Here is a 21,526-nt window from a genome sequence, read left to right on the forward strand (position 1 = left end):
TCTTGTCCTTGTACGTTCTCAAGTGCCTATTCTACCATGGACTTCAGTGTTTGAGATAGAACAACAATTTTTCAAGCTCTACGGATATGTCTACAGAGTAGACTATAACTCCCTCAGGCACGGAGATAGAAGAAGGGGAAAAGTTCAGGATCCCCCGAATTACTCCGCTGGAGGTAGCTATATCAACACAGGACTGAGCAGCTTCCTTTGGAACTGTCAACATTATGACGTCTATATCCAGCTCAGACAGTTTTTTCGGCATATCGGCAAGGGAAAAACAGGGCTTACCTAAAAAAACTTTGCCTATTTTTTTCTCCGATACGTCAAAAAGGGCGACTATCTCGTAGTCCTGTGATAGGAACGCCCTGTGGTCTATAATCGCTTCGCCTAAACGGCCAACTCCCACCAGGCCTATTCGCCATTTTTTGGGCGGTGCGAGAATATCCTCTACGTGGGAGAGCAACCTCTCCACGCCGTATCCTACCCCTCGCTTTCCTATTTCCCCGAAGTAGGATAGGTCTTTCCTGACCTGGCTTGCTTTGTAACCCAGCATATCCCCTATATCTCTGGACGAGACCACCGACACATCTTCCTGAACTAAACGCTCAAGGAGCCGTCGGTATTGCACCAGACGCTCCACCGTCGGTTCAGCGACCTTCATAAAAAAACCTCCTCAAGGATCGGCGATGAACCGACCTGACGGTTATCTCCCGCTGCAGTTTATGGCAGAGATGCCAGCATAAGGGGAGTTATCCCCTATAGCCTCTTCTATTCTAAGGAGCTGATTGTACTTCTCCACTCTGTCGGTTCTGGCAGGCGCACCGGTCTTTATCTGACCAGCTCCTACCGCTACCGATAGGTCGGCTATAAAGGAATCAGCGGTCTCTCCTGACCTGTGGGATATGACCGTCGCAAAGCCGGCGTTTCTAGCGGTCCTTATGACGTCAAGGGTCTCGGATAGGGACCCTATCTGATTCAATTTTATGAGAATGGCGTTAGCGGAGTTCTCTTTTATTCCCCTGGCAAGTCTTTCTCTGTTGGTGACGAAAAGGTCGTCACCGACGATCTGTATTTTTTTACCTAACGTAGAGGTCATAAGGGCAAAACCATTCCAATCGTCCTCGGCCATTCCGTCTTCGATGCAAACGATAGGATAGTCGTCGCAGAGACCGGCATAATAATCGTTCAGTTCTTCAGAGGAGAATTTCTTACCCTCCCCTTTGAAGGTATAGATGCCGTCGGAGAAGATTTCCGACGCTGCGACGTCCACGGCGATACCTATCTGCTCTCCAGGACGATAACCGGCTTTCTCTATCGCCTCGACGAGAATATCGAATCCTTCCCTGTTGCTGCCCAGGTTAGGGGCAAAACCACCTTCGTCCCCCAGAGCGGTGGAGTGACCTTTCTTCTTCAACATACTCTTAAGGTGATGATAAACCTCTGTGTTCATCCTCAGGGCCTCGGAAAAACTGTCCGCACCATATGGCATAACCATAAACTCCTGGATATCCAGGTTGTTATCCGCGTGGGCCCCTCCGTTTATGACGTTCATCATAGGGGTGGGAAGGGAGAAAGGACCTAACCCACCTAAATAGTTCCAAAGGGGCATGTCAAAATAGATGGAGGCAGCCCTGGCTACGGCCATGGAGACACCTAGAATAGCGTTTGCCCCAAGTACCTCTTTATTGGCGGTACCGTCGAGATCTATCATAGCTCGATCTATGTAGGCCTGTTCCGCGACGTCCATTCCAATTATCTCCGGTGCTATCCTGTCGTTGACGTTCTCCACCGCTTTGAGAACCCCTTTTCCCATATAGCGATCGCCACCGTCCCGCAGTTCGACTGCCTCAAAGGTGCCAGTAGAGGCCCCTGATGGGACAGCAGCCATTCCAACTACCCCTGATTCGAGGATAACCTCGACCTCTACCGTAGGATTTCCCCTTGAGTCCAGTATCTCCCTACCGTGTATCCCTACTATAGTACTCATCGAACATCCCTCCTAAATCAACCAAGTTCAACCCCAGACTTTATCCTCCGGGGAAAGCTTTTCGTCCAGAAGCATCCGATAAGGCTCTACTCCCTTTCTTTTGAGCACAGATTCGTCGTCTATTAGGACCTCCACCTTTAAAAGCCTCCTAGGAAAGGCTACCTCCAGGATATCGCCTACTTTTACGTCCGCAGAGGGTTTTACCTTTCGACCGGAGATCCTCACCGCACCGACGTCCACCATCTCCTGGGCGATCGTCCGCCTCTTTACCAGCCTGGAAAGTTTAAGGTATTTATCTACTCTAATTGTCATTCTATCTCTCTTTTCAAGACATATAATCCTTCAATGTCACAGTTCTGCTGGGGTGGCGAAGTTTCCTGAGGGCTTTAGCCTCTATCTGGCGAATGCGCTCTCTGGTGACACCGAATCTTTTACCTACGTCCTCTAAGGTATAACACTGACCGTCGTCAAAGCCAAACCTAAGCCTGAGCACCTGCTGTTCTCTGTCCGTCAAACCATCTAAGACCTTGTCAAGCTGTCCCCTTAGGAATTCCATCGAGGTCGATTCATCAGGACTTATCATGTCCTTGTCCTCTATAAAGTCCCCAAGCTCGCTGTCGTCTTCCTCCCCTACCGGAGATTCCAGGGAGACAGGCTCCTGGGCAACCCGCCTTATCTGGACCACCTTTGAGGGCTCTATACCCATTTCTGCGGCTATTTCCTCGTCCGAGGGCTCTCGACCTAGGCTTTGGACTAAGTTTCTGGAGGTCCTCATTACCTTATTGATCGTCTCTACCATATGGACAGGTATTCTAATGGTTCTAGCCTGATCGGCAATAGCCCTGGTGATGGCCTGCCTTATCCACCAGGTCGCATAGGTACTGAATTTATAGCCTCTGGTGTAGTCGAACTTTTCAACCGCTCTGATCAAGCCGAGATTGCCCTCCTGGATGAGATCCAAAAAAAGCATTCCTCTTCCCATATACTTCTTAGCTATACTGACGACCAGACGGAGGTTGGCCTCCACTAATTTGGACTTAGCCTCTTTATCCCCTTCCTCTATGCTTTTTGCAAGCTCTACCTCCTGTTGCTGGGTGAGAAGAGGGATGGTGCCAATCTCCCTGAGATACATCCTGACCGGGTCGGATATCGACCCTAAATCGGACGATGAGGACTCACAAGGGACAAGGGGAAGAGGATCTTCCTCCTCGAACTCCTCTGAGTCCTCCGGTTTGTGGATATTGATGCCTAATGCCTCCAGGTTTTCGTAGATCTTGTCCAAAAGAGCTTCGTTTAGGACATGATGGTTCATGTGCCGTTCTATGTCGTCCTTGGTTACATACCCCTTGCTCTGCCCCTCCAGAAGGATATCTTTGATCTTATCGAGATACTGATCCAGAACGACCTCGGTTTGGTCTAGTTCAACCTCTAGGTCGTCACCTGCGTCCTGTTGATCAACGAGATTTTTCATGTTGTTTGGCCATCACCACCACATGACTTTAGCCGTGGGATGAGACGACCTCCCTCCTCTCGAACAATAAGCTTCTCCTGCATTCTAAGAGAGTTCTGTGGTTGTAACTTAGACTATCCATACAGGGCATCTCCAAAAATATGGAGATAATCACCATACCGCCACCATAACACACCCTATTTGAGACACAGAATCTGTCTGATTTCCTCGTGTTCTTTTATCTCTTCAGGAGATGCCGCTCCTTGGAGCATTTTTACACGGAGTTCATTATACCGCATTTGAGCCTTTTTGCGACGTAAAAGAGAGCAAAAAAGTTCCCAGTTACGGTTAAAGTCACTGGGGAACTCCTCCAGGTAGGAGCCGCCTTTGGCAAGCACCCTTATCTGGAAGCTATCGCCAGCCTCAAGCCATCGCCTCTCCAGAGAGTCACAGGAATCACCGGAGAGGATAGAACTGGCCATCAGCTTAAGACGATCGTCGGAGATAAGGCAGAACAGTTCTTGAAGATCACAGTTTTTTCGAAGTTCTCCCTGTTGCCATAGAAGAGCTATTAAAGCCATCTCAGTCTTATCTGGATCCGTTAGAGGTGGTGTTCCGTCCATATCCTCCACAGGGCCATCTGGAGTGTTTTTTTCATGAGGGACAAAGGGCCTTCTTTTCCTGGATCTCAATTCGTCCAAGACCTCAAAGTCCCTTATTCCTAAAACAGCGGCTAGCTTGGGAAGATAGGGAGAGATATCGACCATGTCGAGGGAAGCAAGCCCCTCGAGGAGGTCTTCTACAGCCGATTTTCGGGAGTCCCCATCGGCCATAGCAGATTCCCTCAGAGCTATGTGGTAATCCACGAGGGAAAGAGCGGATCTTAGACGATCTTTATACTCAATAGCCCCATCTGGGTCGGATAGCAAGTCATCAGGGTCTTTGCCTTTAGGCAGACTGACCACTTTAACCGACAATCCGGCCTTCTGAAGGACGTACATCCCTCTCAGGGCGGCGGCCTGCCCTGCTCCGTCAGCATCGTAACAGATATAAACCCTGTCGGCCAGTCGTTTTATTATAGTGGCCTGTTCCTCCGTCAAGGCGGTTCCTAAAGTAGCTACAGTCTGAGGAAAACCATTCATGTGGGATCTGATAGCGTCCATATAGCCTTCGACCAGTATAGCGTGCCCCTTCTCCCTTATGGCTGACTTCGCCTTTTCTATGAGGTATAGTGTTTTTCTCTTGCTGTAGATCTCCGTCTCAGGACTATTGAGGTATTTAGCTCCATCGCCTTCGGTAATCCTTCCTCCAAAAGCGATAGTTCTACCGGATATGTCCTTTATGGGAAAGATAATCCGTCCTCTAAACCTGTCGTAATATCCTCTATCCCCCTGGATCGCCATGCCACACCGAACCAGATCACCAAGCTCCATAGAGGACAGGCCGCAGTCTTTCACGAGAAAATCCCAGGAGGGAGGAGCCCAACCGAGTGAAAAATCGCGACAGACCTTTTCGTCGATCCCTCGTCTAAACAGGTATGACCTAGCGGCAGCACCTTGGTCACCACGAAGGGTCTTTATATAACGATTAGAGACGTATTCCATGACCTCAAAAAGGTTTTTCCTGTTTTTACCCTCTTCTGACTTAAACTGAAGCTCTATGCCCGCCCTTTTTGACAGAACATCCAAAGTCTCGGCAAAGGAAAGTCCCTCTCTGTCCATCATAAAGGTGAATATATCCCCTCCCTTTCCGCACCCAAAGCAATGCCAGGTCTGCCTTTCCTGGGAAACGTGGAAAGAAGGGGTTTTTTCATCGTGAAAGGGGCAGAGCCCCTTGTAGCTTTGACCGCTTCTGATAAGTTTTACGTAATCTCCTATTACATCGACGATATCCAATTTGTCCTTTATTCTACCTACATCGTCGCCCAAAAAAAAACCTCCTTAAAAGACGAAAAACAGGACAGGGAAGGCTCACGCTCTCCCCTGTCCTGTTTTTTCGTTTGTCCCTTATACTATTTCCCTACAGGAATAGGGGGGCCATAACCACGGCCACAACGGACATAAGCTTTATAAGGATGTTGAGGCTCGGCCCAGAGGTGTCCTTGAAGGGGTCTCCGACCGTATCTCCCACTACCGCAGCAGCGTGTTGCTCGGTTCCTTTGCCGCCGTGATGTCCCTCTTCTATGTATTTCTTAGCGTTATCCCAGGCTCCTCCGGAGTTGGACATGAATATAGCCATCATGACACCGGTAACTATAGAGCCGCCGAGCAGACCGCCAAGGGCCTCGGGACCGAGGAAGACTCCGACTAGGATAGGAGAAACGATTGCTAGAAGGCCCGGTATCACCATTTCTTTCAGAGCGGCACCGGTGGATATCTCGACGCACTTCTCGTATTCAGGACGGGCGGTTCCCTCCATGATGCCTGGGATCTCCCTGAACTGACGACGGACCTCGTCTATCATGTGCTCCGCCGCTCTTCCTACAGCCTGGATGGTCAGGGCGCTGAAGAGGAAGGGCAACATTCCACCGATGAAGAGTCCGGTCATGACGGTGGGGTTGCTGAGGTCTATCGTGCTCAGATTCACCGCGGTGGCGTAGGCGGAGAAAAGGGAAAGGGCGGTCAGTGCGGCTGAGCCTATGGCCAGACCTTTACCCATAGCAGCGGTGGTGTTTCCTACCGCATCGAGCTTGTCGGTTATCTTGCGGACCTCAGGAGGAAGTTTGCTCATCTCGGCGATACCACCGGCGTTGTCGGCGATAGGACCGTAGGCATCTACGCTAAGGGTCATACCGGTGATGGAAAGCATACCGACCGCAGCACAGGCTATGCCAAAAAGTCCACCGAACTTGAAGCTTATCAAGGTAGCGGCACAGATCATGAGCACAGGCACCACGGTGGAGACCATCCCTACGGATATACCGGCAAGTATAGTTGTAGCAGCACCGGTCTCGGTGGCTCTAGCGATGTTCTTAACGGAGCGGTAGTCAGCGGAGGTATAGATCTCGGTGACCCAGCCGATGAGAACTCCCACGAGAATACCGGAAAGGACGCTCCAGAAGAGCCCCATATCTCCTGTCATGAGCTTTGTGGCAAAAAAGGCTCCAAGGATCATCAGGCCGCCGGTCAGGAAAGTGCCGTTTCTGAGGGCTGCCTGAGCGTTACCGCCGTCTTTGACCCTGACGACGAAGGTACCAAGGATAGACCCTAGTATGCCGAGGGCCGCAAGGACCAGGGGGTAAGCCACTCCAACGGTACCCATGGTAATAACGCCTATAGCCATAGCGGCTATAATGGAGTTGACGTAGGATTCGAATAGGTCCGCACCCATGCCTGCGATGTCCCCTACGTTGTCTCCGACGTTGTCCGCTATGGTAGCGGGGTTTCTCGGATCGTCCTCAGGAATCCCGGCCTCGACTTTACCGACGAGGTCCGCTCCTACGTCAGCGGCCTTGGTGTAGATCCCGCCGCCAACACGGGCAAAGAGAGCGATCGAGCTAGCGCCAAATCCAAATCCGGTGATGACGCTAGGATCTCTGTAAAGGAAGTAACATACCAAGACCCCCAGGACCCCAAGTCCCACTACCGCCATACCCATAACGGTACCGCCTTTGAAAGCCACTCCCAGAGCTGCATTCATGCCTCTGGTAGCGGCGTAAGCGGTCTTTCCGTTGGACTTGGTGGCCACGTTCATGCCGATGTATCCCGCAACGGCACTGCACAGGGCTCCAAGGACAAAGGCCAAAGCGGTAGGAAGACCTAGCTTCCAGGTCAACAGAACGGCGACCAGTATCACGAAGGGGAAAAGCCACCTGTATTCCCTGTTCAGAAACGCCATTGCCCCCTGATGAATGATCTCGGAGAGCTCATTCACCCTATCATTATCGACCCTGAACCTGTTGACTTTGCGATAGGAAGACATCGCAAAGACAAGAGCCAGGATGCCGGTAAAACCGACAAGCGTAAAAATTTGACCCATAAACCAGACCTCCTCTGTTTTCTATAAAACCAACCACGTTACAGGCCCCTCGAAGGGACCGGTCCGCCCAAAACTAGAACATTATAGTAAAGGCCTTGAATAAAGACAAGGGACGGTTATTCCCATTCCACCGTTGCCGGTGGTTTACTGGTGACATCGTAGACCACTCGGTTTACACCTTGAACTTCATTGCATATTCTGGTGGAGATTCGATCTAGAACTTCGTTCGGGAAACGGAACCATTCGGCGGTCATTCCGTCGGAAGAGGTTATAGCCCTCAAAGCCAAAACCCTGGCGTAGGTCCTGTCGTCTCCCATTACCCCTACGGTGTAGACAGGGAGCAATACGGCGAAAGCCTGCCATATATCGTTATAAAGGCCGGCCTTTCTGATCTCGTCAAGGTAGATCCTATCCGCTTTTCTGAGTATATCCAGTTTTTCCACCGTTATATCGCCAAGACAGCGAACCGCCAGCCCCGGACCAGGGAAAGGATGCCTCGATACTATGTCCTCAGGAACGTCTATTATCCTCCCTAAGGCACGAACCTCGTCCTTAAAGAGATCCCTCAAAGGCTCAAGAACCTTCAGGCTCATGTCATCAGGAAGGCCTCCTACGTTGTGGTGGCTTTTTATGACAGCCGCTCCTTTGCCTTTATGGCCGCTTTCTATAACGTCAGGATAGAGGGTTCCCTGGAGAAGCCACTTGGCGTCGGAAACTTTTGAAGACTCCGCCTCGAAAACCCTCACGAAAAGCTCGCCTATCACCTTGCGCTTCTTTTCAGGCTCGGTCACGCCCTCTAGGGCCTTGAGGAACCGCTCAGAGGCATCTACGTGTATCACGTTCAGGTCCATAGCCCTGTAGCTTTCCATGACCTCCTCAGCCTCTTTGTCCCTCATCATACCGGTATCGACGAAGATACACTGAAGTCTGTCGCCTATAGCCTTAGATACCAACGCAGCGGCCACAGAGGAGTCAACTCCACCGGAAAGACCGCAGATAACCTTATCCTGCCCTACGGTTTCCCTGATCTCTTCGACGGCGTTTTCGACCCAATCCCCTAGGTCCCAGTCGCCAGCACAGCGACAGACGTGGAACAGGAAGTTAGACAACATGGTCTCCCCATACTCGGTATGGGCGACCTCTGGATGGTATTGAAAACCGTTTACCCTGCCGTCTTCGGACCTAAAACCGGCGATCACACCGTCATCGGTCCGGGAGGTCATGATCGTTCCCTCAGGAAGACTCTCGACATCGTCCCCATGGCTCATCCAAACCTGGTTTTTTGCCGGAACGTCCCGGTAGATAGGGCTACCGTCGTCTATCACCGTTATGTAGGCCCTTCCGTACTCCCTGCTGGTGGAGGATCTTACCTGACCTCCCATAGCCTTACAGAGATACTGCATCCCGTAACACAGCCCGAGAACGGGAAGATCCATCTGGATCACCGATTCGTCTATCCTGGGGGCCCCTTCTTCCAGAACGCTTCTAGGGCCACCGGAGATGATAAGGCCCTTAGGGGATCTCTTGGCTATCTCATCGGCGGAGACGTCCCAAGGCAGTATCTCACTGTGGACCTTAAGCTCTCTGATCCTCCTGGCTATTAACTGGGTAAACTGGGAGCCGCAATCCAAAATAACTATATTGTCCATGGCTGATTCCTCCCGAATGTAGGTTGAATATCGGATTATGATACCAGAAAGGCCGACTCCGGCAATCCCTGTTTACGAAAAAAAGGGAACCTCCGAGAAAACACGGAGGCTCCCTTGAGGACGTAAAGGGGACTAGTACATACCACCCATACCACCCATACCACCCATGCCGCCCATACCGGCGGCAGGGTCACTGCCTTTTTCCTCTTTTTTGTCGGCAACCAGTACCTCGGTGGTGAGGACCATCTTGGCGACGGAAGCGGCGTTCTCAAGGGCACTCCTGGTGACCTTGACAGGATCGATGATCCCCGCTTTTATCATGTTCACGTACTCACCGGTAGCGGCGTTCAGGCCAAAGCCCTCCTCGATGCCACGGACCTTCTCGACCACTACGTCACCCTGAAGACCGGCGTTGCTGGCGATGAGGTGAAGAGGTGAAGAAAGGGACTTAAGGACTAAGTTAGCTCCGGTCTTAACGTCACCGGCAAAGCCCTCGATTTCCTTAGCAAGGGCATCGATGCAGCTGACCAGGGCGACGCCACCACCGGCGACGATACCCTCTTCAACAGCGGCTCTGGTAGCGGCAAGGGCGTCATCGATCCTGAGCTTAAGCTCTTTCTGCTCGGTCTCGGTGGCGGAACCAACCTGGATGACCGCGACGCCACCGACCAACTTGGCGAGACGCTCCTGAAGCTTCTCCTTGTCGTAATCGGAGGTAGACTCCTCAAGCTCCCTACGGATCTGGGCTGCTCTCTTTCTGATATCATCGGGGTTACCTGCACCTTCGACGATGGTGGTCTCCTCTTTGGTGACCCTTATCTTCTTGGCCCGTCCCAGCTTGGAAAGCTCGACGTTCTCCAGCTTCTCGCCGAGGTCGGAGGTGATCACCTCTCCGCCGGTGACTATGGCGATATCCTGAAGCATAGCCTTACGGCGCTCGCCAAAGCCAGGGGCCTTGACCGCCGCGACCTGCATGGTTCCACGAAGCTTGTTGACCACCAAGGTAGCAAGGGCTTCACCTTCTACGTCCTCTGCGAGGATAAGGAGGGGCTTGCCGGTCTGAACGACCTTCTCGAGGATGGGAAGAACGTCTTTGATGTTGCCGATCTTTCCGTCGTAGGCGAGGATGTAGGCGTCCTCAAGGGCTGCCTCCATACGCTCTGGGTCGGTGACCATGTAGGGACTGATGTAGCCCTTGTCGAACTGAAGTCCCTCGACGGTCTCAAGGGTGGTGCCCATGGTCTGGCTGTCCTCGACGGTGATAACTCCGTCCTCACCGACCTTCTCCATGGCCTCGGCTATGAGGTTGCCCACGACGCTGTCGTTGGCGGAGATAGAGGCGACCTGGCTGATCTCCTCTTTGCCTTTGACCTGAATGGACTTCTTCTTGAGCTCTTCGGTCACGAAATCGACGGCCTTCTCGATGCCTATACGGAGGAAAATACCGTTAGCGCCGGCGGCGACGTTCTTCATTCCCTCGTGGATGATATCTCTGGCGAGAACTGTGGCGGTGGTGGTTCCGTCTCCCGCTACGTCGTTGGTCTTGGAGGCTACTTCCTTGACCAGCTGAGCCCCCATGTTCTCGTAAGGGTCGTCAAGCTCGATCTCTTTGGCTATGGTCACACCGTCGTTGGTTATGGTGGGAGAGCCAAACTTCTTCTCGAGAACTACGTTGCGCCCCTTAGGTCCAAGGGTGACACCTACGGTGTCGGCGACTTTATTGATACCACGCTCCATAGAGCGACGGGCTTCTTCACCAAAGGAAAGAATTTTTGCCATTTTTACTGACCTCCTATTAAGCTAATGAGCCAAAAACTACTTCTCAATTATCGCGAGAACATCTCTCTCGCTGAATATCACGTACTCATCGCCGTCGATCTTTACCTCTGTTCCAGCGTATTTGCTGAAAATTATACGATCACCGACTTTGAGCTCAAGAGGAAGCTTCTGTCCGTTTTCAAGGACTTTTCCGCTACCGACCGCGACCACTTCGCCCTCCTGGGGCTTTTCCTTGGCCGTGTCGGGGAGATAGAGACCGCCTTTGGTCTTCTCCTCGCTGGTAACCACTTTGACTACGATACGATCCGCAAGGGGTTTGAGATTCACGCTAAATACCTCCTAAAATTTCTTCTGGTGATATTAGCACTCAAACCATGTGAGTGCTAACCGACGATGCTGATGATAATCTCAAGGGCTTTAAATCTCAATAGCTACTACAGGCAGATAGTCGAACATATGGATTTATATCCGAGAATATCTCGTTTTTTCTTCCATTATCACATTGGTCAAACCCCATCGGTGATTCTCCAAGACGGAGAGGGCGATAACTCTAGATCGGAACGACGGCCTCTGTTCCAGCCATGGTAGGCGGCCCCAGCTATCATGACCCCGTTATCGGTGCAGTAGAAGGGGTCGGGAAGATAGGCTTTCCATGCGGTTTGGGTCAATAGTTTTTTCCTCAGATAGGAGTTCGCTCCTACTCCCCCTGAGACGGCGACCTTCCTCACCCCCGTAAGGGATACGGCTATATGGAGCTTTGAGACGAGGGATTGGGCCACCGCTCTCTGGAAAGAAGCACAGAGATCCTCCAAAGGCAGCGGTTGTCCGTTTTTTCTAAGTTTCTCGACCTGGGATAGAACCGATGTTTTCAGCCCGCTAAAGCTAAACTCCACCTTTTCCGACGAGCGAAGAGGGACAGGAAAATCGAAAGCCCTCTCGTTGCCGGTGAGAGCCAGTTTGTCTATGATAGGACCACCGGGATAACCTAGCCCTAACAATTTAGCCACTTTATCGTAGGCCTCTCCTGCTGCGTCGTCTCTGGTTTCACCTATTACCCGATAATCCCCTAGCTCTTTCACCAAAACAACCTCGGTGTGACCACCGGAGACTATCATAGCCAGAAAGGGAGGATCCAAGTCAGGGTGGTTTACTACATTTGCAAAAATATGGCCTTCCAGATGATTAACCCCTAAAATAGGCTTACCCCAACCTTGGGCCAAGCCCTTCATCGCCATGACTCCAACGAGCAAAGATCCCATCAATCCAGGGCCAGAGGTCACGGCGAGCAAATCGATGTCCCTTTTAGGATCGGATATACCTGCCTCTAGAAGGGCCCTGTCCAAGAGGGGCAAAACCGCCTCCAGATGCATCCTGGAGGCAAATTCAGGCACTACACCGCCAAAGGGTGAGTGGCTATCTATCTGACTGGAGATAACCGAGGACCTGATGGTCCGTTGCCCTTCGAGGATAGCCACCGCTGTATCGTCACAACTACTCTCCAGAGCGAGGGTCAAAAATCCTCTCTCACTCAATGTCCACACCCACTACAACAACTACAGGATCCACTGCATGACTTGGAGCGAAACTGTTCGCCTTTTTCGTGAATAAGGACCTTGCCTTTGCAGTAGGGGCACCGGGATTCCCTTTTCTCGCTGTCAAATCTCTCTCCACAACTGGCACATTTAAACGTATGCAAAAAAATCACCTCTTCGGTATAGTCCATTTTTGACTCCACTCGCCGTAGGCGATGGATATCCTGTCTCCTGGCTTTAATTTTGATAGAGGAACAGCGACAGCTAAAGTGCCTTCCGTATCGGGAGGAATCGGGCCTATCTGGGTAAAGTCCGATCTGGTGAGGATATCCTCCTCGCTAAGGACATAGCCACCTACGGACAACTGAGATATTATGAAATCCCAGTTTTTTAGGGTCCTGTACCTGATCAAAAAGAGGGCCTTCTTCTGCTTCGCCGCGACCGCCTCGTACTGTAGGTTCCACGTAACCCAGTCCGGAAGCTTTCCTCGTTCCGATCTAGCGGCGTCGCAGACTTTTCTGTCCATGTAGACGAATACAAGCTGAGATCTGGCACCTATAACCATGTCCCCTAAAACCTGCCCTTCCACCCAAAGGGTGGAGATTCTATCTTTAGCTAGATCGTCGTAGGAGGAAGCAAAAGCACCGCCACAACAGCCAAGACACAGAACAGATATAAAAAGGTATATCCCAAATTTTTTCCATAGCCCCACTTCACATCACCTGCTCTTTCTTTTTGCTCTAAAGGCCCCTTTTATCCATTCCCATTCACCGCATCTCAACCCATAGGTTATAATCCCATAGGAGGTCATCCCAGAGATAAAAATAAGCCCAATCCATCCAGATCGGATAGCTAAAGACGCCTGCGAGGGGAAAGGCCAAAGGAGTTCAAACGCTCTCACCGATAGGAATAGAACGACCCCGGATATGGCCATTTTTGAAACCCAGGAAAAGCCAAACAGTCCAATCGGGCCACCAATACGAAGACTAAGAAGGTATATCCCGACCGCAGCAGAGATGGTAAAGGCCACGGAGGGAGCTAAGGCAAGCCCGGAGAAGCCTATCCACTTCATCATAGAGTAGCTCAATATTAAATTAAAAACAACGCTACTTGACGTGACGATAACAGCGCTTCTGGATAATCCCTTTGCGTAAAGGGCTCTCATTATCACAGTAGAGCAGGCCATACCAGGTAGCCCAAGGGCGTACATGAAGAGAGCCTCTGACGTGGCTTTCCAGGCCCATTGATCGAAAGCTCCTCGGTAAAAGAGGACGTTTATCACAGAATCAGAGACCATACAGGCCCCTAAGGTAATCGGCAAAATAGCGAAAAGGGCAAAACGGACGGAGTCTCTGACGGTATCCCTGAAAACATCGTTTCCTTCAACCACGCACCTCGACAACTCGGGAAGAACCGCCTGGGATATGGCTATCACTATAAGCCCTAAAGGCAGCTGAATTACCCTGTTAGCGTAGGTCAGGACGGAGATAGCTCCATCCTGCAGGAAGGACCCCATTATCCTGCTTATGACAGGGTTTACCTGGTTCAGAGAGAGACCGGCGGCGTATGGAAGAAAGAGGAGGATCATCTTTTTCAGCTCTGGATCGTCCCTCTTAGGCAGAGATGGGACAAGGGAAACTCCCTCCCTATGAGCGGCAAAAAGCTGTAACGCCATCTGGAGAAACCCGCCAATCATAACAGCCCATACCAGCAACGCCACATCCGCCCTTGACGCAAACAGAACCACGACCGTAATATACGCGAGGTTCGATAGGGCTGGAGCCACCGCTGGCACGAAAAATCGGTCCATACTGTTCAGGACTCCCATAGCGAGAGCAGCTAAGGATACCATCATGAGAAAGGGGAAAAGCCAACGGGTGAGCTTTATCGCAAGCTCCGCCTTTTCCCCGTCGAAACCGGGGGCCATTACGTCAACCAGCCAGGGGGTAAAGAATATCCCTAAAGAGACAACCACAATGCAGGCCCCGATAAGGGCTCCAGAGGCCTGTTTCGCCAGATCTCTCGCTCTGTCCGATCCTTTTTCGTCCAGAGCCCGAGCAAAGATAGGTACGAAGGCGGCGGACAGAGCCCCTTCAGCTAAAAGCTGCCTCGCTAGGTTTGCCAGAGTGTAGGCGACGTAAAAGGCGTCAAGGGATCTGGATGCCCCAAATATGGCGGCGGTTATTATTTCTCTGACCAACCCCAGGATCCTACTGGCCAGAGTGCCTGCCATCATGGTCATTGCGTTACGAACCATCCGGGAAATATTGTTTGACAAAATTACCTATCCTTTCCGAACTAAAAAAGAGGTGTTCGTCATAAAAGCTAAAACCATGGTATGGGGAATCGGCAACGAGCTTTACGGAGATGATCAAGTCGGCATAGCTGCCTGCCGCTATCTCCTCGAGATGGACCTCGAGGAAACGTTAGACGTTTTCTGCTGTTATACCGTACCGGGAAATTACGTATCTAAGGTCGGGAAACACCGTCCAAACCGGTTGATAATCGTGGATGCCTCGGACATGGGGCTCGCTCCAGGAGAGTTTCGCAGGTTCTCATTGGGCGAGATACAGGATGTTTCCTTCACAAATCACGATATGCCGATAAACCTGATGTTGGAGCCTTATCAGGACATAACCACCATAGTTGGAATACAGCCAAAGAGGGTCGAACTAGGAGCCCCTATGACATCACTGCTAGAAAAAACCGCCCTTACCGTGGCGAGAATAATCCTTGAGGGAAAGCTGGAGGAAATACCGGCTCTATAAAAACGTCACCAGGTGAACCTCTCACCAAGATAGAATTTCCTGGCGACCTCGCTGTGGGCGACCTCGTCTGCAGTTCCCTCTATGACGATCTCCCCTCTATGTATAAGGTAGGTTCTGTCGGTTATGGCCAGAGTATCCCTTACGTTATGGTCGGTTATCATTATTCCGTAGCCTTTATCCCTCAGACTTAGGACTATCTGCTGGATATCGTAGACCGCGATAGGATCTATTCCGCTGAAGGGCTCGTCCAGAAATATAAAGTCGGGCATTATCGCCAGGCATCGGGCTATCTCCAGACGTCGCCTCTCTCCGCCGCTAAGGGCGTATCCTCCCACTCCGACCAGTCTTTGGAGTCCTAGATCCTCTATAAGTCTATCGGAGATATCCACTCTTTCCCCTTTTGAAATACCTCTGCCCTCGAGGACTAGCTCTATATTCTCCCTCACAGTGAGGCTTTTAAACACGGAGCTCTCCTGAGGAAGGTATCCAATTCCGATCCTCGCTCTCCGGTAGACCGCTAGGTCGGTGATATCCACGTCCTCCAGGTAGACCTTTCCAGAATCAGGGCGGATCAAACCGACTATCATGTAAAAGCTGGTGGTTTTACCCGCCCCGTTCGGTCCTAAAAGCCCTACTATCTCTCCCATAGGGAGGTTGAGGCTGACACCGGATACTACTGTCCTTTTTTTGTAGCTTTTGGTCAGCCCCTCTGCCCTCAGAATCTTTCCTTCTTTGTCTACGTTAGCCATCAGAGTTACTCCACCTCAAAGGATATGCTAGGACTCCCTTTTGCCTCTATTTTGTTGGTAGCGGGATAGAAAACTATATTCTTAGCGGTTACTTTTCGACCTTTCTGTACCGCTACCGCCCCACCGCTCATTATGATAGACCCTCTATCTCTAGAGTAGACCGCTTTTCCACCGGAGATCTTAGTAACAGAACGATCCTTTTGGTTTATTATCTCCATAGAGACCTTCCCTTCGGCCTGAAACTCCTGAAGATTTTCCTTCACTATAAAACCTTTGATGGTATCGCAGGAGAGAGAGATTCCTTCCGATTCGTCTTTGAACTTTTTGACCTTGGTGGCGATAAACCTATCGCCTATCATCTCTATGTCGTAGCATTCGAGGGATCTATCTCCAAACTTACCTTTAACAGAACCTACCATAGCCACCGATTCAGGGTGGGAAAAACTGGCCTTAAGCTCCTGACAGGAGAAATCCAGCGATTGATCGCTCCATTTTCCGTAGGCCTTTACGTTACCCCACATCCTGGCGGAGTTTCCCTTGTAATCCCCTTCACACTTGTCGGAAGTAATGGTTAAGTCGTCCCTTTTCAGCGTGACGTTGCCGCTTCCCTGTAACAGGCCGGTTTTTGTGTCAAAGTTCATATTTTCAGCTGTCAGTCGAACCTTAGATGAAATCACATCACCATGACACATAGAAACTCCTAGAGTCAATGAAAGAATAAAAAACAGCAAAAACGACTTGATTTTAGCCATCTAGATTACCGCTCTCTACCCCAGCAGGAACCCAACCAGATTTTCCTATAGATTCCACAACATCCTCTACCTGAAGCCTGGAGTAGAACCCTCTATCGGCAATTTTTTTAATGGCCCTTACTATTATCTCCTCGCCATACCAATGCTGCACTGAATTGGAAAAAGTCTCCCCTGGCTCCCCTCTTCCTCGCCTACGACAGAACACGACGTAAGGGCCTCTTCCTCCTACGGGAACTTTATTCTGTCTTATAAAGGATCGGGTCAATTTACGACTATCCACCAACATAGGATCCAAGGCGAAGCGAGCGTCCTCGGCGTCCTCAAACAGATGGGCTATTCTCTCGTAGTTGGCTATCTCCACGGAGAGCACATCTAAAAAATGATCCTCAAGACGAATGGAGTGATCCTGCACAGCTACCGCCACCTTCCCTGTAAAATATAGACCATAGGATTATATAGCAAAAGGCTCTCTATGACAGAGAGCCTCTCTAAAAACATCCCCTAGTCGGAGTAATCACCGCCATCGTTTGTTTTAGTGTTAGGGGCTTTATCGGGACCATAATCCCCTCTGGACGCGGTTATTTTACGGTCAGGAAGGGGATTCCAGCTTTCCCTGGAGGCCATTCTCTCCCTCACTATCTCGGCGGTACCTTCAGCCTTAAAGGCCTTTATAAACCTCTCCGCCCACCACTGGGTCTCCTCCAGTATGAGCTCGATTCTGTCCTCTGGAAGATTGGCGATTTTCTCCGCAAAAGGCAGGTTGGCCTTTTTGTAGTTGCCGTCTTTACGGCTGAATCCCTGAGCGTCACACCAGGCGACTATTTCGTTCCATAGGGATAGGGGAATACCTTTATCCGGCTCTTTTACGTAGCTGTCTCCCTCTATGATAGCGTTACCGGTCTCCTGGTCCATCTTTATGCCGAAGAGGACGTTCTGAAAAAGGGTGGCTACGTTGCCTTTGTTTATGCCAAAATCGGAGAACTCAGCGCATTTGTGGATCGCCGTACCGGATATGCCGTGCTGAGCTATTGATACGCCGTACTGGGATATGGCATCGGCTATCTCTTTAGTTCTGTTGAGATCTATGCCCTCGGCCTGCCCCTGAGATGAATCGTAGGTGCCGTGAAGGCTCCCGTTGGAGATGGCCAGGAGGTCGGGAAATATGCCCCAGGAGTTCAATCCACCGATAAAGTAGAGGGCCTCCTCCACCGAAGAGAGCTCTCCAGCACCTTTTATCTCTCCGACCTCGACCTCAAGACCGAAGTAGGGAGGTACGTGCATAGCCACGTCTCTGGTAGCACACAGGTTCTCCCAGTCTGGAAGGTGGGAGGCGTCTATAGCGATAGACGTCCAGCCATTTTTGACTATGTCACCGATCTGTTTAACGGCCTTGAGCACGTCGGGCTCTCCTTTTATGCCGTAATGATCGACGTGAAGGGCAAACACCGCACCGTGGCCGATCTCCGAAGAGGCCCGAACGGAGGCCTCCGAGAGGGTATCGAAGTTACTGCCACAGTAATTTGCCTCCGATTTGGCTATCTCTATGAGAACCGCCGCATCAAGTTTTTTTGCCGCTCGAAGGACTCCCTTTGCTGTCAGAGGGTGCCTAGCGTTGGCCGCTAGGGCGATGGCCCCTTTTTCCTTCATAGCACCGAACACATCTCTACCGCTTACCAAAGCGACATCCTCATTGCTCCATCTAGCCCTGACGTTAAGGGGACGCTTATCCAAAAAGACCTTATTCTTAGTCATGCAAAATCACTCCTTAGAAAGATGTGGATCACACCTGATGTTTACCTAGAACCATTGGACCACATATACTATTATAGCCTTGCAACCGTTTTAGGCAAACACCGCAAAGCTACATGATAGACGGACAATTAGGACAAAAAAATAAGGGCTTGCACATAAGGCCTTACCGTGTTATTATCTCTCCTGCGTTGAGGCAATGCCTCGACATCGCTGGGGAATCGTCCAACGGCAGGACGCCTGACTCTGGATCAGGTAATCGGGGTTCGAATCCCTGTTCCCCAGCCAAACGGTCCCTTCGTCTAGTGGCCTAGGACGCCGGGTTCTCAGCCCGGTAACAGGGGTTCGAATCCCCTAGGGACTGCCATGGGAGCAAAAGCCCCTCGCTTTTCAGCGAGGGGCTTTTTTTGTGTTACAGGGCTTCTTGAGAGGGCTCCACTATCCCTAAAAACCTCGAATAACCGACGTGCAAGACCCTCTGCAAAACGACCAAAATAGCCATTCCCAGAGGAATAAGGATCATCGGGCTTACCCTGAATAACCCATAGAGAACGTACATCATGAGCACCACCGCGGCTACGGTAAGAGCGTAGGGTAACTGGGTCGACACGTGGTCAATATGGTCCGCCCCGGAGAATATGGAGGACATTACGGTAGTGTCCGATATCGGCGAGCAGTGATCTCCGAAGATCGCTCCAGAGAGCACAACCCCAGCTATCGCCGACGAGGTCGAAGGATCACCGGTCATGTTATAGGCCAGAGGAATGGCTAAAGGGGTCATTATGGCCATGGTTCCCCATGAGGTCCCTGTGGCGAAGGCTATTATTATGGACAGTATAAAAACTATTACAGGCAGAGCTACAAAGGGAAGGGACGTGCCTATCTGCTGGATAATGTACTGCGCCAACCCCATCTCCTTGGTAATCGCACCTAAAGACCAGGCCATGACCAGGATGGAGGCGGTAAGGACCATGAGCTTGAAGCCGTCCATGAAGGTATCCATGGTCTCTTTGAAATCCATTATCCTGGTGACAAGCGCCATCAAGACCCCTGTGGACGCCATGGCGAAAGCACCCCATAGCAGGGCAATTGAGGCGTCGGAATTCTCCAGGGCGGTCATAAGGGTCGTTCCCTCTCGGCCGGTCCAGTAGAGCCCAAACAGTATAACCAAGAAAGCGGTCACGAGGGGAAGTACAAAGGTGATAACCATTGGCCTGGTGCTGATAGGCTCTCCAAGTTCGTTGCCTACGTCCAACATGGGCGTTGCTCCGTCTCGGGTGAATTTTCCCGTCGTCAAAGCCCTTACCTCAGCTTTCATCATAGGACCGTAGTCCTTTCTTGTATACATGAGGACGCCGACGAAGAACAGGGTAAAAATAGAATAAAGATTAAACGGGATCGTTTTCACGTAGGCCTCGACAGGGGTGATGGTGGTGATGCCGGCGATGTCCAGTCCCTGTTGGATCATTCCTATCTGGTAAGCTATCCAGTCGGAGATAAAAAGGGCGGCGGCAGGGGCAGCGGTGGAGTCCAGGACGTAGGAGAACTTTTCCGAGGATATTTTATACTCCTTGCAGACGTCTCGGAACACGTTTCCATCGACCGCAGCTACGAGACAGTCGTTTATGGATGTTCCCATGCCTAACCCCCAGGCACCAAGGCAGACCGATCTTCTCGTCTTGAACTTTTTCTTGGCCTGCTCGGCGAGAGCCAAACTCCCCCCCAGCCGCCATATGAAGGAGATGCCCACCCCCATGAACAGGGTAAACAGCAGCAACCTGGCGTTCCAGGGGTCTACGACGTTTTGGACGATGGTCTCCAGAGCGTATCCCACGCCGGAGAGGACGTTGCCGCCGGAGACGATAATAGCACCGGTGAAAAGCCCCGCAAACAGAGATGGCAGAACCATCTTAGTCTTAAAACATAGAATTATGGCTACTAGAGGCGGTAAAGCTGCCCATATTCCGTAAGACTCCATAACAAAACCTCCTTAAGATCAAATGACGCTCATCCCACAGGCCAGATAATCTTCCTGTTCCATCCCACGTTTACCGATATATATCCGTTTAACTCTCTATCCAAAGTCTCATCTCCGGTATCAACCAAAAGTGTACGACCGAAGAGCTCGTCCATCTTGTCGGGGGTGGCCAGGACGATTATGTTCGACTTTCCCACGGACCTTATCACCGATGGGCTGAACTGCTGGTTACCTCTGCCGAAGATAAAACCCTGTCCACCGATGGGGGAGACAATTATTTTCGCCTCTCCTTCGTGACCATAGAGGAGTGATCCTATCTCCCTCTCCGTTAGATCCTTCCCTATCAGCCTGCCGTCGAGAACGGCGTCTACACCCAACAGAGTTCCCTCAAGGCCCATGCGGTTGGACAGAGCTCTTACAGTAGAGCCTGACCCCAGAAGGTAAAGGACACCTCTTTTCATGGAGTCTGCGACGAAGGCGGCGGCCTCCTCAAGTCGAACCTGGGAGTTCTCTATGTGCCTTCCCGCCTTTTTGACCTGCATGGATCGACCGGAGATGGGAACCCTCATATAGCCGAAAAGCCTTGCCCTCACCTGGCCCATCCTGAAGAGATCTTCGTCGATATCCATGACCTCCCCGAGATGGGTCTCTCTGAGATTTCCGCTGACGTAGTCCCTGATCAATCCACCGGCCAGCTTGGGGGTTTTGGCGAAGACCGCGGAGTGGATTTTTACCCCTCCAGGAACGCCTAGGACGGGGAGCTCCTCCCCTACGACGGAGGCCACATCTCTTGCCGTGCCGTCACCTCCGGCGAATATCAGAAGGTCCACCTTCTCCTCCACCATCGCTCTAGCGGCTCTGATCGTGTCTTGACCGGTGGTTTTATCCCCAAAGCTAGGGATAACCGTGCAATCTATACCGAGAGAACCGAGAACAGCTTCCCCCATTTTCCCGGAGCAGGTTACCCACCGAACGTTCCAACCAGATCCTTCGGAAAGAGCCGAAGCCACCCTGTGATGACACTTAGGGACGGCCCCCAGGCTTATGGCCTTTTCAAGGGCCTTCCCATCGGTTCCCTTAAGGGCAACCGAACCTCCCATTCCAGCGATAGGATTGACTATGAGACCTAATTTAATCATTTAAGCCCCCCTCCCA

General features: G+C 51.3%; 19 protein-coding genes and 2 tRNA genes. 3 read left to right on the plus strand and 18 right to left on the minus strand.

Annotation, left to right across the window (positions count from 1 at the left end):
* Positions 1-43: 43 nt before the first annotated feature.
* From B9Y55_RS05275 to murJ, 12 genes are all read right to left on the minus strand, one after another.
* Positions 44-661, minus strand: a complete 618-nt coding sequence (locus tag B9Y55_RS05275; RefSeq protein ID WP_085544328.1) for a redox-sensing transcriptional repressor Rex — start codon at positions 659-661, stop codon at positions 44-46.
* Between the two features lie 42 nt (positions 662-703).
* Positions 704-1,987, minus strand: a complete 1,284-nt coding sequence (eno, locus tag B9Y55_RS05280) for a phosphopyruvate hydratase (RefSeq protein ID WP_085544329.1) — start codon at positions 1,985-1,987, stop codon at positions 704-706.
* 27 nt (positions 1,988-2,014) lie between these two features.
* Positions 2,015-2,299 carry an RNA-binding S4 domain-containing protein gene (locus tag B9Y55_RS05285; RefSeq protein ID WP_085544330.1) on the minus strand — a complete coding sequence of 95 codons (285 nt, stop codon included), beginning with the start codon at positions 2,297-2,299 and terminating at the stop codon, positions 2,015-2,017.
* A gap of 13 nt (positions 2,300-2,312) precedes the next feature.
* Positions 2,313-3,458 (minus strand): RNA polymerase sigma factor RpoD, encoded by a 1,146-nt coding sequence (rpoD, locus tag B9Y55_RS05290; RefSeq protein ID WP_085544331.1) that lies wholly within the window; start codon positions 3,456-3,458, stop codon positions 2,313-2,315.
* 176 nt (positions 3,459-3,634) lie between these two features.
* Positions 3,635-5,365, minus strand: coding sequence for a DNA primase (dnaG, locus tag B9Y55_RS05295; protein ID WP_085544332.1), 1,731 nt, complete (start codon positions 5,363-5,365; stop codon positions 3,635-3,637).
* A gap of 91 nt (positions 5,366-5,456) precedes the next feature.
* Positions 5,457-7,415 (minus strand): sodium-translocating pyrophosphatase, encoded by a 1,959-nt coding sequence (locus B9Y55_RS05300; protein WP_085544333.1) that lies wholly within the window; start codon positions 7,413-7,415, stop codon positions 5,457-5,459.
* Positions 7,416-7,531: 116 nt separating this feature from the next.
* Positions 7,532-9,064 (minus strand): glutamine-hydrolyzing GMP synthase, encoded by a 1,533-nt coding sequence (gene guaA, locus B9Y55_RS05305; RefSeq protein ID WP_085544334.1) that lies wholly within the window; start codon positions 9,062-9,064, stop codon positions 7,532-7,534.
* A gap of 132 nt (positions 9,065-9,196) precedes the next feature.
* Positions 9,197-10,843 carry a chaperonin GroEL gene (gene groL / locus B9Y55_RS05310; protein WP_085544335.1) on the minus strand — a complete coding sequence of 549 codons (1,647 nt, stop codon included), beginning with the start codon at positions 10,841-10,843 and terminating at the stop codon, positions 9,197-9,199.
* Between the two features lie 36 nt (positions 10,844-10,879).
* Positions 10,880-11,170: a co-chaperone GroES gene (groES, locus tag B9Y55_RS05315; protein ID WP_085544336.1), complete on the minus strand. Its 291-nt coding sequence runs from the start codon at positions 11,168-11,170 to the stop codon at positions 10,880-10,882.
* A gap of 179 nt (positions 11,171-11,349) precedes the next feature.
* On the minus strand, positions 11,350-12,375 hold the full coding sequence (gene tsaD / locus B9Y55_RS05320) for a tRNA (adenosine(37)-N6)-threonylcarbamoyltransferase complex transferase subunit TsaD (RefSeq protein WP_143340820.1): 1,026 nt from the start codon (positions 12,373-12,375) through the stop codon (positions 11,350-11,352).
* Positions 12,376-12,544: 169 nt separating this feature from the next.
* Positions 12,545-13,087, minus strand: a complete 543-nt coding sequence (locus B9Y55_RS05325; RefSeq protein WP_085544337.1) for a hypothetical protein — start codon at positions 13,085-13,087, stop codon at positions 12,545-12,547.
* A 6-nt stretch (positions 13,088-13,093) separates the two neighbouring features.
* Complete coding sequence (gene murJ, locus B9Y55_RS05330; RefSeq protein WP_234986139.1) at positions 13,094-14,632, minus strand: murein biosynthesis integral membrane protein MurJ; 1,539 nt, start codon at positions 14,630-14,632, stop codon at positions 13,094-13,096.
* A 52-nt stretch (positions 14,633-14,684) separates the two neighbouring features.
* On the opposite strand from murJ, the gene B9Y55_RS05335 reads away from it, so the two are divergent.
* On the plus strand, positions 14,685-15,143 hold the full coding sequence (locus tag B9Y55_RS05335; protein ID WP_159448243.1) for a hydrogenase maturation protease: 459 nt from the start codon (positions 14,685-14,687) through the stop codon (positions 15,141-15,143).
* A 5-nt stretch (positions 15,144-15,148) separates the two neighbouring features.
* On the opposite strand, the gene lptB is transcribed toward B9Y55_RS05335, so the two are convergent.
* From lptB to B9Y55_RS05355, 4 genes are all read right to left on the minus strand, one after another.
* Positions 15,149-15,892, minus strand: coding sequence for an LPS export ABC transporter ATP-binding protein (lptB, locus tag B9Y55_RS05340; RefSeq protein WP_085544340.1), 744 nt, complete (start codon positions 15,890-15,892; stop codon positions 15,149-15,151).
* 5 nt (positions 15,893-15,897) lie between these two features.
* Complete coding sequence (locus B9Y55_RS05345) at positions 15,898-16,533, minus strand: LptA/OstA family protein (RefSeq protein WP_159448244.1); 636 nt, start codon at positions 16,531-16,533, stop codon at positions 15,898-15,900.
* Between the two features lie 103 nt (positions 16,534-16,636).
* A complete protein-coding gene (locus tag B9Y55_RS05350; protein ID WP_085544342.1) occupies positions 16,637-17,056 on the minus strand; it encodes a hypothetical protein in 420 nt (139 codons plus the stop codon).
* 89 nt (positions 17,057-17,145) lie between these two features.
* Positions 17,146-18,396, minus strand: a complete 1,251-nt coding sequence (locus B9Y55_RS05355; protein WP_085544343.1) for a class II fructose-bisphosphate aldolase — start codon at positions 18,394-18,396, stop codon at positions 17,146-17,148.
* 211 nt (positions 18,397-18,607) lie between these two features.
* On the opposite strand from B9Y55_RS05355, the gene B9Y55_RS05360 reads away from it, so the two are divergent.
* Positions 18,608-18,681, plus strand: a tRNA-Gln gene (locus B9Y55_RS05360).
* Between the two features lie 3 nt (positions 18,682-18,684).
* A tRNA-Glu gene (locus B9Y55_RS05365) sits at positions 18,685-18,760 on the plus strand.
* A 45-nt stretch (positions 18,761-18,805) separates the two neighbouring features.
* Here the strand turns inward: B9Y55_RS05365 and B9Y55_RS05370 are convergent.
* Positions 18,806-20,371, minus strand: coding sequence for a Na+/H+ antiporter NhaC family protein (locus B9Y55_RS05370; protein WP_085544344.1), 1,566 nt, complete (start codon positions 20,369-20,371; stop codon positions 18,806-18,808).
* Positions 20,372-20,400: 29 nt separating this feature from the next.
* A complete protein-coding gene (locus B9Y55_RS05375) occupies positions 20,401-21,510 on the minus strand; it encodes an ATP-NAD kinase family protein (protein ID WP_085544345.1) in 1,110 nt (369 codons plus the stop codon).
* Between the last annotated feature and the right edge of the window lie 16 nt (positions 21,511-21,526).

The sequence above is a fragment of the Dethiosulfovibrio salsuginis genome, assembly GCF_900177735.1.
GTDB classification, from domain to species: domain Bacteria; phylum Synergistota; class Synergistia; order Synergistales; family Dethiosulfovibrionaceae; genus Dethiosulfovibrio; species Dethiosulfovibrio salsuginis.

Bases quoted from the DNA above. Each gene is read 5' to 3' on its own strand.
- murJ (WP_234986139.1), bottom strand. From the start codon at position 14,632: ATGGTTCGTAACGCAATGACCATGATGGCAGGCACTCTGGCCAGTAGG.
- lptB (WP_085544340.1), bottom strand. From the start codon at position 15,892: ATGGCTAACGTAGACAAAGAAGGAAAGATTCTGAGGGCAGAGGGGCTG.
- B9Y55_RS05375 (WP_085544345.1), bottom strand. From the start codon at position 21,510: ATGATTAAATTAGGTCTCATAGTCAATCCTATCGCTGGAATGGGAGGT.
- rpoD (WP_085544331.1), bottom strand. From the start codon at position 3,458: ATGAAAAATCTCGTTGATCAACAGGACGCAGGTGACGACCTAGAGGTT.
- groL (WP_085544335.1), bottom strand. From the start codon at position 10,843: ATGGCAAAAATTCTTTCCTTTGGTGAAGAAGCCCGTCGCTCTATGGAG.
- B9Y55_RS05355 (WP_085544343.1), bottom strand. From the start codon at position 18,396: ATGACTAAGAATAAGGTCTTTTTGGATAAGCGTCCCCTTAACGTCAGG.
- guaA (WP_085544334.1), bottom strand. From the start codon at position 9,064: ATGGACAATATAGTTATTTTGGATTGCGGCTCCCAGTTTACCCAGTTA.
- B9Y55_RS05370 (WP_085544344.1), bottom strand. From the start codon at position 20,371: ATGGAGTCTTACGGAATATGGGCAGCTTTACCGCCTCTAGTAGCCATA.
- B9Y55_RS05300 (WP_085544333.1), bottom strand. From the start codon at position 7,415: ATGGGTCAAATTTTTACGCTTGTCGGTTTTACCGGCATCCTGGCTCTT.
- B9Y55_RS05275 (WP_085544328.1), bottom strand. From the start codon at position 661: ATGAAGGTCGCTGAACCGACGGTGGAGCGTCTGGTGCAATACCGACGG.
- B9Y55_RS05285 (WP_085544330.1), bottom strand. From the start codon at position 2,299: ATGACAATTAGAGTAGATAAATACCTTAAACTTTCCAGGCTGGTAAAG.
- B9Y55_RS05345 (WP_159448244.1), bottom strand. From the start codon at position 16,533: ATGAACTTTGACACAAAAACCGGCCTGTTACAGGGAAGCGGCAACGTC.
- eno (WP_085544329.1), bottom strand. From the start codon at position 1,987: ATGAGTACTATAGTAGGGATACACGGTAGGGAGATACTGGACTCAAGG.